Genomic DNA, 13,494 nt, shown 5'->3' with positions numbered 1-13,494 from the left:
TCCGGGCCTCCCGTGTCTCCGCTGTGAGCCCGCCGGTCCGACGGACACGTGTCGTCGTCGTGTGTACCGTCCAGGGAGTCCGAGCGCCAGCAGACCGAGGAGGACCCGGATGGTCAGGCATCCCCTCATCGACGACGTGGTGGGCACCGCCCTCGTGGTCGACTCCGCTTCGCCCGTCGTGTGGCTGACCGAGGCGTTCGCCTCGCTGCTCCGCCGCGCTGCGGACGCCGGACGCACGGTCGTGCTCCGCACCGGCCAGGAGGCAGCCATCACCCCCGCCCTGCGGCACGCGTTGGGCGCGTACGGCGCCGCGTGGGTCGTGGCCGGCCCGGACGGACGCCTGCGGGACGGGCGGACGGGGGTCGCCGCCTCCGGCGTCGAGGACTTCGTGCACGTCGCCCCGGAGCTCGTGGGTGCGCCCGCACCGGAGCACCCCGTGTCCGACGGCTCGGTCCGCCAGATCAGCATCGACCTGACCCTGCGCCACCACCCGGAACGCGCGGTGGACATGGGCTCCGCGATCGAGGCCCTGTGCCACACGGTCGGCACCTGCCCGACGCGCTGGGGCACGGCGGAGCCGCTCGCGGTGCCGTGGGACCGCTGGGTCGTGACGCAGTACGCGAAGCACGAGGCCCCCGGGGTCTCCACGTCGTACGCGGTGGGCGAGGGGTTCTCGGCGACGATGACCGCCCACCTGGTGGACGGCGTGGTCGTCGAGACGATGTCGGCTGCCCTCACGGTCCCCGAGGCGGACGCCGACCCCGACCTGGCGGACCGGCTGTTCACCGCCGTGCAGCAGGTCGCCGACCAGGTCGTCCCGGTCTTCGGCGTCGTCATGCAGCGTCGCGGAGACGCCGACCACCTGGTGCGGGCGGTCTCGCACGGTGAACCGACGCCGCTCGCCGTGGTCGTCGGTCCGGAGGCCGTCGCCTTCCTCGACCGCGACGGCACCTGGCCCCCGCCGCGCACGACGATCGCGTCCTTCGGGACGCGGACCGGCGCGGGCACCGACGACGGCGGCATGATCATCCGGTTCGAGGACGGCTGGGAAGCCCTCGAGTCGTTCCTCGACCGCATCGACGAGGACCGCTTCCTGCGGCTCGTCGGCGGAGCGCCGCTCGACCCCGCACACGACGAGGGCGCCCTCGACGGCCACGTCCGCGAGTCCCGGGTGGCGGGCGGTCGCGGTGCCGCGTGACGTCACGATCCTCTGCCGACAGCCGGTGGAGACGCGCGAGGTCGCCGAGGCGCTCCTGCTGCACGACGAGACGTGGGGCGTGCGCGCCCTCGACGACGGTCCGATGATGCAGGTGTGCCGTGACGCCGGGCACCCGGTCATCACGGTGCTCGGGGTGCGCCGCGTCGACGCCCCGGACGAGGTCGAACGGATCCTGCCGGACGCCCCACCGATCGCCACCCCGCTGTGGTGGGTGGACACGGTGACCCCGGCGGGCCCGGACGGTGAGTCCGGCATCTCCGCCGCGCTCGAGGCCGCGCTGGACCTCGACGCGGTGTGCATCGTGCACGGCGACTGACGCGACCGTCGTCGCGGGCCGTCAGTCGCGGTCGCGCATCGCGGCGAGCCGCTCGTTGTACGCCTTGAGGTCGGCGTCGCCGTCCCGGTCGGCCTTGCGGTCGAGGCGCTTCGCCTCGCGGCCGTCCGTGCGGATCCAGTTCTTGACCACGAGCAGGGCGACGAACACCATCGGCAGCTCGGACGCGCCCCAGGCGATGCCACCGCCGGTGTGCTGGTCGTCGAGCAGCGCGGCGTCGTTCGTCTGGCCGAGCGCGTGGAACCAGTCCACGGCGAACACCGACTGCGACGTCATGACCGCGACGCCGAAGAACGCGTGGAACGCCAGGGTCGCGAGCAGCGCGATGATGAGGATCGGGTAGGGCGGGCGCTTCGGACCCGGGTCGACGCCGACGAAGACCCAGAAGAACAGGTACCCGCTCAGCACGAAGTGCACGATCATCGCGACGTGCCACTCATGGGACTGCATCGCGGCCTGGTACGCCGGCGTGAAGTAGAACACGACGAGGGAGCCGGCGAAGATGACCCCCGCGACGGCGGGCTGCGCCAGGAACTGCATCCACCGCGAGTGCACGAAGGCCATCAGCCACTCGCGGGTGCCGCGGGACCCGTCGTTCCGCACCGGCAGCGTGCGCATGGCGAGCAGCACCGGACCCCCGAGCACGAGCGGCAAGGGGACGAACATCATCAGCAGCATGTGCTGGAGCATGTGCGACGAGAAGTGGATCATGCCGTAGACCGCGGGGCCGGCCGACGTGGTCCAGGCGAACAGCGCACACCCGATCACCCAGGCGATGGTGCGCCCGACCGGCCAGGCGTCGCCGCGCTGCCGGAGCTTCCGCACCGCGAGCAGGTACCAGACCGCCCCGACGACGGCGAGGCCGAGCCACATCCAGTCGATGTGCCACTGGGTCAGGTACGTGTGCACCGTCTGCGCCGGCGGGAACGGGAACCCGATGAGGCCGGAGCGGGTGTCCTCGCCGGTCTCCGGGGTCTGCGGGATCGGCGGCTGCGAGCGCGACACCGCGACGGAGACACCGATCGCGACGGCCATGAAGACGATCTCGGCGAGGGCGAAGCGGGTGAACGCCGCACGGTCGAGCGGCGCGCGGAGCAGCCCGGGCACGAGCCGTCGGCGCTGGATGACCCCGGCGACGCCGAGGAGCACGAGGATCGCGGCCTTGACCGTGATGAGCCAGCCGTACGTCGTGGTGACGAGGTCGAGCGGACCGGTCAGACGCAGCGAGGCGTTCACGATGCCGGAGAACGCGACGGCGCCGAACGCCCAGCCGGCCAGGGTCGAGTAACGGGCGACGACGCGGCCGGTCGCCCCCTTCGTGCGGGTGCGGAGCGCGACCACCGCGACGAGCCCGCCCGCCCAGACGCACACCGCGATGAGGTGCACGGCGAGCGAGTTGACGGCGTTCGCGTGCTCGAGCGACCCGGCGGCGTGCCCGGAGAGGGCCAGGGGCAGCAGGGCGAACAGCCCGGCGACCGTCGCGAAGGCGAGCGTCGTGACCCGGGTCGCCGCCGCAGCGAGCACGGTGGCGGCGAGGATCGCGGCGGCCGACACGACGAGCGCCTGACCGATCTCGACCTGGAACGCGAAGAGCATGAAGTTGCGGGCGAAGACCGGACTCGTCAGCGGCACGCCCAGCGTGTTCGCACCGGTGAACACGAGGCCCACAATGGCTGCCAGGAACCAGACGGCACCGGTCACCGCCGCCCAGCGTGCAGCACGGTGCTGGACGCTCGACACCGCTCCGTGGTCCTGCTTCTGGGCCGGCAGCGCGAACGCTGCGACGATGAGCAGCCCGACGGTGAGCGCCGCCATCGTGTCGTGCACGACGCGGGCGATCGGCAGGCCGTACTCGACGAGGTCACCGGCGGACACCAGCTGCTGTCCGGCCGAGAACGCGCCGGTCAGCGTCATGCCGAGCACGGCGCACGCGGCGGCGAGCGGAACGGCGACGACGAGGACCGTCGCGACGGTGGACGACCGCGCGGTGGTCGGCGCGGAGTCCGGCGTCCGACCGGCGGGCTGGGTTTCGGGTGACGTGACGGTCATGACCGTCCAATGGTAGGCGTTCGGCCTGCGAACGAGGCCGTGCGTTTGCTGGTCCCGCTAGGCTGCTGCGCGTGCTGCTCTCCGACCGCGACATCACCGCCCAGCTCGCCGAGGGCCGGATCGGCCTCGACCCCCACGACGCCTCGCTCGTCCAGCCCTCGAGCATCGACGTCCGGCTCGACAAGTACTTCCGGCTGTTCGACAACCACAAGTACCCGCACATCGACCCCGCGGTCGACCAGCCCGACCTGACCCGTCTGGTCGAGACCGACCCGGACGAGGCCTTCGTGCTCCACCCCGGCGAGTTCGTCCTCGGCTCGACCTTCGAGGTCGTCACGCTGCCGGACGACATCGCGGCGCGGCTCGAGGGCAAGAGCTCGCTCGGGCGCCTCGGGCTGCTGACACACTCGACCGCTGGCTTCATCGACCCCGGGTTCTCCGGGCACGTGACCCTCGAGCTGTCGAACGTGGCGACGCTGCCGATCAAGCTGTGGCCGGGGATGAAGATCGGGCAGCTCTGCTTCTTCCAGCTGTCGAGCCCGGCCGACAAGCCCTACGGCTCGGCCGAGTACCAGTCGCGCTACCAGGGGCAGCGCGGGCCGACCCCGTCGCGCTCCGCGCTGAACTTCCACCGGGCGGACGTGTCGGTCCGCGACTGACCCGGGGGCCGGGCGACCCGCCGGTCCGGGCGCGACAACATCGCTGTCGCACGACGACCACCTCGTCGCGGTCGGCCGACGCGGCCGCGGGCGCGACAATATCGCTGTCGCACGACGTCCACCTTGTCGCGGTGAACGGACGCGGCCCGGGCACGACAACATCGTCGTCGTACGACGTCGACCTTGTCGTGGCCGACCCAGGCAGACGCAGGCGGACTCAGCCGGCCGCGGACGCGACGTCATCGTCGTCGTACGACGTCGACCTTGTCGTGGCCGACGCAGGCAGACCCAGACAGACGCAGGCGGACTCAACCGGCCGCGGGCGCGACAACGTCGCTGTCGCACGACATCGACCTCGTCGCCCCACGTCGGCACGGCCGCCCGGACACCCATCCCCAACGACGCACCCAGCGCCCCCACGGCACCACCGGAGCAGCTTCCGTCACAAGCGGTACGAAATGTCGCATGCTGTGTATCGTTGCAGCATGTCCGCAATCCCCTCTCGACCGGAGCCCGTGGTGTCCGCGGCCGCGCTCATCCGCGACGCCCGCGACCGAGCCGAACTCACGCAGGTCCAGCTCGCCCGCCGCGCCGGGGTCACGCAGAGCGTCATCAGCACGTACGAGAACGGTCGCCGGGAGCCGTCGCTCGCCGCACTGCAGCGGATGCTGCGCGCGGCGGGCTTCACGACGACGATCGACCTGCACCCGGTCGAGGAGCCGCCGCCCCTGCGCGAGCGCGTCACCGCGGCCCGGCAGGACCTCATCGCCGTGGTCGAGCGCTTCGGCGGCCACAACCCCCGTTTGTTCGGCAGCGTCGCCCGCGGTGAGGACGGCCCCGGCAGCGACGTCGACCTGATGATCGACGTCGACCCCGGGCTCGGCATCTTCGCGCTCATGCGGATCCAGGACGAGGCCGAGCGCATCCTCGGCGTGCGGGTCGACGTCGTCGACGCGGCGGGCATGAGCGCCCAGATCGTGCGCCGAGCGGTCCCGCTGTGAGCCCCGGGTCCGTGACCCAGCGCGACGTCCGCGACCGCCTCGACGACGTCATCGGTGCGTGCGAGGCGATCGGACGCTACGTCGACGACGACCAGTTGCCCGAGGACCTCGTGCACGACGCCGTCCGGATGCGCCTGGTCGAGATCGGCGAGGCGGTCCGGGTCCTGCCGAGCAGCCTCACCGCGGGGGAGCCGAGCATCCCCTGGGCGCGGGTCGCCGACCTCGGCGAACGGCTGACCCGCCGCTACTTCGACACCACCCGCGCCGTGGTGTCCGGCACGGCACGCACGGACGTGCCGCACCTCGCCGAGGCGGCACGTCGCCTGCGTGCCCGCCTCCGCTGACCCGGCCCACGTCGTGTGGGCACGCACGGGGCGGACGGGAGGCTCGGCGCACGACGTGCCCCGGGCCTCCCGTCCGCCCCGTGGCGGCCCCCGTGGAACGCGGGACGGCCCCGTCTCGCCGAGGCGAGACGGGGCCGTCCGTGGTGCGCTGAGGTGATCAGCCCTTCTCGGCGAGCGCCTCGAGGGTGTCGTTGCCCTTGTAGGCCTCGACCGCGTTGTCCTTCGTGACGAGGACCGGGGTGAGCTCGATCGCGGGGACCGTCTTCACGCCGTTGTAGTTGTTCGTCTTGTCGATCTTCGTGTCGGGCTTGTCACCCTTCGAGAGCGTCGAGACGAGGTCGATGGCGGCCTGGGCCTCCTTCGACGTGTCCTTGTAGATCGTCGAGTACTGCGTGCCCTTCATGATGAGCGGGATCGAAGCGGTCTCCGAGTCCTGGCCCGTCACGACGGGGTTGTCCTTGCCGGCGGCCTTGGTCGCGGTGAGGATCGCACGGGCGAGGGTGTCGTTCGGCGACAGGACGCCGTCGAGCTCGGTGTCACCCGTGTAGTACTGCGCGAGCAGGTCGGTCATGCGCGACTGCGCCTTCTGCGCGAGCCAGCCCTGCGTGACGACCTTCTGGAAGGTGGTCTGGCCGGAGACGACCTTGATGGTGCCGTCGTCGATCTTCGGCTGCAGGACGTCCATCGCACCGTTGAAGAACACGGTGGCGTTGGCGTCGTCCGGCGAACCGGCGAAGAGCTCGACGTTGTACGGCTTGTCGCCCTTCTTCTCCTCGAGGCCCTTGAGCAGCGCCTCGGCCTGGAGCTGGCCGACCTTGAAGTTGTTGAACGCCACGTAGTAGTCGACGTTCTTCGTGTTCAGGATGTTGCGGTCCCAGGCGATGACGGTGGCGCCACGGTCCTTGGCCGACTTGACCTGCGCGGTGAGCTGCGAACCATCGGCAGCACCGATGATGACGGCCTTGGCGCCCTTGGTGATCATGCCGGAGATCTGCGACTGCTGGTCCGGGACCGGGTTGCCGGCGTTGGCGTACTGGATGTCGGCCTTGAAGCCGGCGTCCTCGATCGACTTCTTGAACGCGGCGCCCGCGAGCACCCAGTTCTGCGAGGTCTTGGCGGGCAGGGCCACGCCGATCAGGTCGCCCTTCTTGATGGAGCTGCCACCATCGCTGCCGGTGTCACCAGAGGTGCCACGGGCCGAGCAGCCGCTGAGGGCGAGGCCCGCGATGAGCGCCAGGCTGAGGCCGGCGACGATCTTCTTGCGCATGTGGATTGCTTTCTCTTCGTTGAGGAGGTGTGGGGCCGGGGCCCCGCTGTGGGAGTGAGGGTTTTAGGGGAGGGTGACCTTGTCCGGCTGGTCCTCGATGGACCGCGGCTGCTGGGCGGCCACCGTGTTCTGCTCGGTGTCCTTGCGCTGGAACTGGCGCATCATCCCGCCGATGAGCGACGGTCGACCCTGCGACTTCGAGTAGACGTCGAAGGCGACGGCGACGAGCAGGACGAGACCGCGGATGATCTGCACCTTGTTCGACTCGAGGCCCATGAGCTGCAGACCGTTCGACAGCAGCGCCATGACGAGACCACCGATGATCGACCCGGAGATCGTACCGACGCCACCGGCGACGGCGGCACCACCGACGAACACGGCGGCGATCGCGTCGAGCTCCCAGCCGGTGCCGTCCGCGGGGCCGGAGGCACCCGAGTAGGCGACGAAGACCATGCCGGCGACGGCGGCGAGGACGGACATGTTCATCATGACGAAGAAGTTGACCTTCCGCGCCGAGACACCGGACAGGACGGCGGCGTTCGCGTTGCCACCGACGGCGTAGACCTGGCGACCGAAGATCGTGTTCTTCGTGACGAAGCCGTAGACGATCGTCAGGACGCCGAGGATGATCGCGACGATCGGGACCGAGGTGCCGACCGGGCCGGCGCCGAACAGGTACGTGGCGACGAGGGTGACGGCGACCAGGATGCCGGTGCGGACGATCGAGACCCACAGCGGCGGGACCTCGGCCTGCATCTTCTTGCGGCGGGCACGGCCGCGCGCCTCGATGATGATGAGCGCGAGGATCGTGACGAGCCCGATGAGCAGCGTGCCGTTGCTGTAGCCGAAGTCCGGACCGAAGTCACCGAGGAAGCCGGCGCCGATCGGCGTGTACGCGTCCGGCACGGGGACCGAGGTCGAGCCACCGATGATCTGGTTGACACCGCGGAAGATGAGCTGGCCGGCCAGGGTCACGATGAAGGCGGGGACCTTCACGAACGCGACCCAGAAGCCCTGCCACGCACCGATCAGGGCGCCGCAGACCAGGCCCAGGATGATCGCGGCCCACACCGGGAAGTCCCACACGGCCATGGACTGCGCCACGACGATGCCGACCACGGCGGCGACCGAACCGACCGACAGGTCGATGTGGCCGGCGATGATCACCATGACCATGCCGAGCGCCAGGATCAGGATGTACGAGTACTGCAGGAACAGGTTGATCACGTTCGTGGGCTCGAGGATGAGCCCCTTCGTCGTGATCGAGAAGAAGATCACGATCGCGATGAGCGCGATGACCATGCCGTACTGGCCGATGCTGTTGCCCTTGCCGAAGAGCAGTTTCAGGTTGTTCATGAGGCGTTGGCGCCCTTCCGCGCGGAGGTCATGCTGCGCATGAGCGATTCGGGATCGGCCTGGTCGGCCGGCAGGTCAGCGGTGATCTGACCCTCGAAGATGGTGTAGATCCGGTCGGACAGTCCGAGCAGCTCGGGGAGCTCGGAGGAGATGAGGATGATGCCCTTCCCCTCGGCCGCGAGCTGCTGGATGATCCCGTAGATCTCGAACTTGGCGCCGACGTCGATGCCGCGGGTCGGCTCGTCGAGGATGAGGATGTCCGGGTCGGTGAACATCCACTTCGACAGGACGACCTTCTGCTGGTTGCCGCCGGAGAGCTTGCCGACGTTGTCCTCGACGCTCGGCACCTTGGTGCGGAGCATCTTGCGGTACTTCTCGGCGACCGAGTACTCCTCGAGCGAGTCGACGACGCCGACCTTCGAGATCTTCTGCAGGTCGGCGGCGACCGTCGAGCGCTTCACGGTGTCGAGCAGGTTGAGGCCGAGCGCCTTGCGGTCCTCGGAGACGTAGCCGATGCCGTTCTCGATCGCCTGCTGGACGTTCGTGACCTTGATCTCGCGGCCGTCCTTGATGATCTGGCCGTCGAGCCAGGTGCCGTAGGAGCGACCGAACAGGCTCATCGCGAGCTCGGTGCGGCCGGCGCCCATGAGCCCGGCGAAGCCGACGATCTCACCGCGGCGGACGTGGAAGTTCGACGCCTTGCAGACCAGGCGCGACGAGTCGAGCGGGTGCTGCACGGTCCAGTTGCGGACCTCGAAGAAGGTCTCGCCGATCTTCGGCGTGCGGTCGGGGAAGCGTGACTCGAGCGAACGGCCGACCATGCCGCGGATGATGCGGTCCTCGTTGACGCCGTCCGCCTTGACGTTGAGCGTCTCGATGGTCTTGCCGTCGCGGATGATCGTGATCTCGTCGGCGATCTGCTCGATCTCGTTCAGCTTGTGGCTGATGATGATGCTCGCGATGCCCTTGGCCTTCAGGCCGACGATCAGGTCGAGCAGGTGCTGCGAGTCGTTCTCGTTGAGCGCGGCGGTCGGCTCGTCGAGGATGAGGAGCTTGACGTCCTTGTGCAGGGCCTTCGCGATCTCGACGAGCTGCTGCTTGCCGACACCGATGTTCTTGATCTGGGTGTCCGGGTCGTCGTTCAGGCCGACGCGGGCGAGCAGGTCCTGCGCGCGGAGCTGCGCGGCGGTCCAGTTGATGACGCCGCCGCGGCTCGGCTCGTTGCCGAGGAACAGGTTCTCGGTGATCGACAGCTCCGGCACGAGCGCGAGCTCCTGGTGGATGATGACGATGCCGGCCTGCTCGGACTGCTTGATGTTCGCGAAGCGGACCTCTTCGCCCTCGTAGACGATCTCGCCGCTGTAGGTGCCGTACGGGTAGACGCCCGACAGGACCTTCATCAGGGTCGACTTGCCGGCGCCGTTCTCGCCGCAGATCGCGTGGATCTCGCCGGCGCGGACCTGGAGGGAGACATCCGAGAGTGCCTTGACACCAGGGAACTCCTTGGTGATGGATCGCATCTCGAGGATCGTCTCGGGTGCGGTGATCGACCGGGTCTCGAGACCGGTACCGATCGGGGTTGACGCCACAGTGCATCTCCTTCTGCCGCCTCGACGCGGCAGTTGTTCGAGTGGTTCTGCTGCGGCAGCGAGTCGGCACAGGGGGCCTGTGTGGACTTCGTTGTCGCGTCCGGTGTCCGGCTGGTGTGACGCTCATGTGAACGGTCACATCGGCAGGACGGAGGCAATTTACGCACAGCCCCGGTGCGGCTGTCAATTCGGATTGGTCGCAGTTCTGTAACGGCCTGCGTGATCCGGAGGGCGCGTCCCCCGGGCTGGGGGTGTGGTGGCGGTCTTCGGGCGTGGAGGGTGCTGTTCCGCGCGTCGGAGGGTGTTCCGCACGTGGGGAGGCGAACCGCGCGTCGGCAGCCGGAAGTTCTGGCCTCCTACGCGCGGAAGTGCTCTCCGTGCGCGGAACTGCAACCTGCCGTAGGTGTGCGGCGGAAGGTGGCGGATCGCACGTCGGAGGCTGATCCGCGCGTGGGCAGCCGGAAGTTCTGGCCTCCCACGCGCGAACCTGCTGCCCACGCGCGGAACCGCTGCCCACGCGCGAACCTGCTTGCCACGCGCGGAACTGCACCCAGGGGCCCGCGCGTCAGCGGCTGCGCGGAGCCCCCGTGGACGCGCGCACGACGAGCTGCGGGACGATGTCGATCGGGCGGAGCAGCTCGCCCTCGCTCGGCAGGAGCAGGTCCACGCACCGCCGCCCGAGTTCGGCGAAGTCGACCTGCACCGTCGTGAGCGGTGGCCAGAAGTGCTTCGCCTCGGGGATGTCGTCGTAGCCCACCACAGACAGGTCGCCGGGCACGTCCAGCCCGTACGACCGCGCCGCGTGCATGACCCCGAGTGCCATCTGGTCGTTCGAGCAGAAGATCGCCGTGCAGTCCCGCCACCGCAGCAGCTCCCGGCCTGCGTGGTAGCCGAAGTCGGCGGTCCAGTCGCCCAGGATCGGCGGGGCGACCGCCATGTCCCGGTCGGACATCTCGCGCAGGAACCCCTGCATCCGTGCGTCCGCCTCGATCCAGTCCTGCGGCCCCGCGATGTGCCGGACGTACTCGTGCCCGAGGTCGAGCAGGTGCGCGGTCGCGAGCCGGGCGCCCTCCATCTGGTCGACCCAGAGCGCCGTCGGGTCCTCGCCGACGCTGGCGCGCATGGTGACGTACGGGGTGCGGATGCCGAGCTCCGCGATGAGGTCGAACACGCGCTGCTGGGGGGCGATCACCACGATGCCCTCGACGTCCAGGTCGAGCAGGTGCCCGAGGCCCTCGCGCACGGCGGCGTCGGTCGCCTCGGCGATGTTGGCCGTCGTGACGGAGTACCCACGGAGCATCGCGGCGTCCTCGATCGCCTGCAGGGCGACGGCCGGTCCGTAGTGGGCCCGCCGTGCCGTCAGGACGCCGATCGTGTGGGTGCGACTCGTCACCAGGGCCCGTGCCGCACGGTTCGGGCGGTACTGCAGCTGCTCCATCGCTGCGACGACCTTGTCGCGGGTCTCCGCCCGGATCGCGTCCGAGTTGTTCAGCACCCGCGAGACGGTCTGGTGCGAGACGCCCGCGACCCGTGCGACGTCACGGATGCTGGGCGAACGCGGTTGTTGTGTCCGCGATGACGCCATTGCTGCTCGTTTCCGCTCGGGGCCGTGGCACATCGATGTGCACGTTCACATTCCGAGCCAGATCATTATGCACGCCCGTGCCCTGCGCGCCAGCCGGACGCCGTCCGCCGCGGCTTCCGGTGCGTGCAGGCAGCACGGCGCGGCGGCCGACGGCGTGTGGCGACGCCGCGGATCCGACTGGGCCTCATGGCGATGACGCTCACCACGGGCCGGGCGGTGTGTCCGGTTCGTCAGAGCCAGTTGCGCTTTCGGAACACCAGCCAGAGGACGCCCATCAGCGCCAGCATGCCGACGATCGCCACCGGGTACCCGTACCGCCAGTGCAGCTCCGGCATGTGGTCGAAGTTCATGCCGTAGACACCGGCGATCAGCCCGGGCGCGAACAGGATCGCCGCCCACGACGAGATCTTCTTGACCTCCTCGCCCTGCCGGTGCGCGGCGCGGGCGAGCTGGCGGCTCTCCTCGCCCTGCGCCAGGCTCGCGCTCGTCATCCGGCGCATCGCCTCGTTCTGCTCCTGGGACACCAGCGTGGCGTGCAGGGTCAGGGCGTTCTCGAGCAGGGCGCGGAACGAGTCGATCCGTTCGGAGACGCGCAGCGCGTGGTCGAGCACGTTCCGCAGGCGGTGCTGGACCTCGTCGTCGACGCCGTACTTGTCGGCACCGCGCAGCAGCCCGCGGACCATCGAGGGCACCGGCTTCGTCGCGCGCTGGAAGGACAGCACCTCGCTGAGCACCTGGTAGATGCGCTTCGAGACGCCCGGGTCGACCTGGCCGGCGAACAGCTGGTCCTCGATGGTGTCGATCTGGTCCTGCAGCACCTCGACGACGGGGGCGTAGCCGTCGACGACCTCGTCGAGCACCGCGGCGGTGACCGCCTCGGATCCCCGCGCGAGGAAGTCGGGGTCCTGCTCGACGCGGGCCCGGAGCGCCCCCAGGTCGGGCCGGTCGGCATGCCGGACGCTCACCACGAACCGGTCGCCGACGAACAGGTGCACCTCGCCGAACGCGACCGCACCCGCGGTCGGCTCGTACCAGGCGGGCCGGAGCACGACGAACAGGGTGTCGCCGTAGCGCTCGAGCTTCGCCCGCTGGTGTCCCTTCGCGGCGTCCTCGACGGCGTTCTCGTGCAGGTCGAACTCCGCGGCGACGGCGTCGAGCTCACGCGCGTCGGGACGGAGCAGGCCGATCCACGTCAGGTCGCCGCCGACGGGTCGCGACGGCGACGCCGGCGACTCCACGCGGCGTCCCCGGACGTAGATCGCGTTGTCGATCAGTGCCATGTGCGTGCTCCTCGGGTCGGGAGCAGGCAGGCGCGGTGGTGCCCCGGTCGGAACCGGGGCAGGGCGGGTCAGCGAACGGGCGCGACGACCACCAGGGGCGGTCGGCCCGATCGAGGATGGTCACCCGACATCGCGCCTCACCTGCCCTTCTCGTCTCGTCCGGCCGTGCCCGGAGGGGCTGCCGACGGACGAGCGTACGCCTGCCGTGTGCACGGGACAAGCCGGTCCGTCCGACCGGCTCCGGCGGCAGCCGGTCGGCCTCAGCGCGTGACGCGCAGACCGGCCGTCCGGAGCTCGGCGAGCTGCCACCCGAGCCACGGGCTCCAGGCGAACGGTGCGCCGGCGACGGCCTCGTGCAGGGAGTCCTCGGAGACCCACGCCCACTCGGCGACCTCGTCGTCGGCGGGGGCCGGGGTGTCGTCGGTCACGGCACGGAAGACGGGGCAGACCTCGTTCTCGACGATGCCGGACGCGTCGACCGCGCGGTACCGGAAGTCCGGCAGCACGACCTCGACGTCGCGCACGGTGATGCCGAGCTCGCGCGAGGCACGGCGGGCAATGGCGTCCTCGAACGACTCGTCGGGTCCGGGGTGGCCGCAGAACGTGTTGGTCCACACGCCCGGCCACGTCTTCTTCGACAGGGCTCGCCGGGTCACCAGGACGTCCCCGTCGGTGTTCCGCACGTGGCACGAGAAGGCCAGGTGGAGGGGCGTGTGGTCTGTGTGCACCGTGAACTTGTCCGCCGTGCCGACCGGGGTACGGTCGTCGGCCAGCAGGACCACGGTTTCCGGGAAAGCATTCATCTGCACCG

12 protein-coding genes are annotated in these 13,494 nt (G+C 70.1%); 5 read left to right on the top strand and 7 right to left on the bottom strand.

Annotation, left to right across the window (positions count from 1 at the left end):
* Window positions 1-109 precede the first annotated feature (109 nt).
* Together BIU94_RS00400 and BIU94_RS00395 are read left to right on the top strand one after the other, a co-directional pair.
* Entirely contained in the window at window positions 110-1,198 is a 1,089-nt protein-coding gene (locus tag BIU94_RS00400) for a DUF6177 family protein (RefSeq protein WP_071253086.1), read from the top strand.
* Window positions 1,188-1,535 (top strand): hypothetical protein, encoded by a 348-nt coding sequence (locus BIU94_RS00395; RefSeq protein ID WP_071253085.1) that lies wholly within the window; start codon window positions 1,188-1,190, stop codon window positions 1,533-1,535. The genes BIU94_RS00400 and BIU94_RS00395 overlap by 11 nt, the downstream gene beginning before the upstream one ends.
* Window positions 1,536-1,556: 21 nt before the next feature.
* Here BIU94_RS00395 and BIU94_RS00390 read toward each other — a convergent pair whose 3' ends face one another.
* Window positions 1,557-3,602 (bottom strand): cytochrome c oxidase assembly protein, encoded by a 2,046-nt coding sequence (locus BIU94_RS00390; protein ID WP_071253083.1) that lies wholly within the window; start codon window positions 3,600-3,602, stop codon window positions 1,557-1,559.
* Window positions 3,603-3,673: 71 nt separating this feature from the next.
* On the opposite strand from BIU94_RS00390, the gene dcd reads away from it, so the two are divergent.
* The 3 genes from dcd (at window position 3,674) to BIU94_RS00375 (ending at window position 5,606) form a co-directional block, all read left to right on the top strand.
* A complete protein-coding gene (dcd, locus tag BIU94_RS00385) occupies window positions 3,674-4,261 on the top strand; it encodes a dCTP deaminase (RefSeq protein ID WP_071253081.1) in 588 nt (195 codons plus the stop codon).
* Between the two features lie 485 nt (window positions 4,262-4,746).
* Window positions 4,747-5,262, top strand: coding sequence for a helix-turn-helix domain-containing protein (locus BIU94_RS00380; RefSeq protein WP_071253079.1), 516 nt, complete (start codon window positions 4,747-4,749; stop codon window positions 5,260-5,262).
* 11 nt (window positions 5,263-5,273) lie between these two features.
* Complete coding sequence (locus tag BIU94_RS00375) at window positions 5,274-5,606, top strand: DUF86 domain-containing protein (RefSeq protein WP_071253199.1); 333 nt, start codon at window positions 5,274-5,276, stop codon at window positions 5,604-5,606.
* A gap of 157 nt (window positions 5,607-5,763) precedes the next feature.
* Here the strand turns inward: BIU94_RS00375 and BIU94_RS00370 are convergent, their stop codons facing one another.
* The 6 genes from BIU94_RS00370 to idi form a co-directional block, all read right to left on the bottom strand.
* Window positions 5,764-6,873: a sugar-binding protein gene (locus BIU94_RS00370; RefSeq protein ID WP_071253078.1), complete on the bottom strand. Its 1,110-nt coding sequence runs from the start codon at window positions 6,871-6,873 to the stop codon at window positions 5,764-5,766.
* 63 nt (window positions 6,874-6,936) lie between these two features.
* Window positions 6,937-8,229 carry a multiple monosaccharide ABC transporter permease gene (mmsB, locus tag BIU94_RS00365; RefSeq protein ID WP_071253076.1) on the bottom strand — a complete coding sequence of 431 codons (1,293 nt, stop codon included), beginning with the start codon at window positions 8,227-8,229 and terminating at the stop codon, window positions 6,937-6,939.
* Window positions 8,226-9,749 carry a multiple monosaccharide ABC transporter ATP-binding protein gene (gene mmsA / locus BIU94_RS00360; protein ID WP_071253197.1) on the bottom strand — a complete coding sequence of 508 codons (1,524 nt, stop codon included), beginning with the start codon at window positions 9,747-9,749 and terminating at the stop codon, window positions 8,226-8,228. Before mmsA ends, mmsB begins: the two co-directional genes overlap by 4 nt.
* 634 nt (window positions 9,750-10,383) lie before the next feature.
* Window positions 10,384-11,403 (bottom strand): LacI family DNA-binding transcriptional regulator, encoded by a 1,020-nt coding sequence (locus tag BIU94_RS00355; protein ID WP_071253074.1) that lies wholly within the window; start codon window positions 11,401-11,403, stop codon window positions 10,384-10,386.
* Window positions 11,404-11,633: 230 nt separating this feature from the next.
* Window positions 11,634-12,683: a magnesium and cobalt transport protein CorA gene (locus tag BIU94_RS00350; protein ID WP_071253072.1), complete on the bottom strand. Its 1,050-nt coding sequence runs from the start codon at window positions 12,681-12,683 to the stop codon at window positions 11,634-11,636.
* A 260-nt stretch (window positions 12,684-12,943) separates the two neighbouring features.
* Window positions 12,944-13,486: an isopentenyl-diphosphate Delta-isomerase gene (gene idi / locus BIU94_RS00345; RefSeq protein ID WP_071253070.1), complete on the bottom strand. Its 543-nt coding sequence runs from the start codon at window positions 13,484-13,486 to the stop codon at window positions 12,944-12,946.
* Window positions 13,487-13,494 lie beyond the last annotated feature (8 nt).

Source organism: Curtobacterium sp. MMLR14_006 (genome assembly GCF_001864985.1).
Taxonomy (GTDB): Bacteria; Actinomycetota; Actinomycetes; order Actinomycetales; family Microbacteriaceae; genus Curtobacterium.
This window is presented reverse-complemented; position numbering and strand designations above follow the sequence as displayed.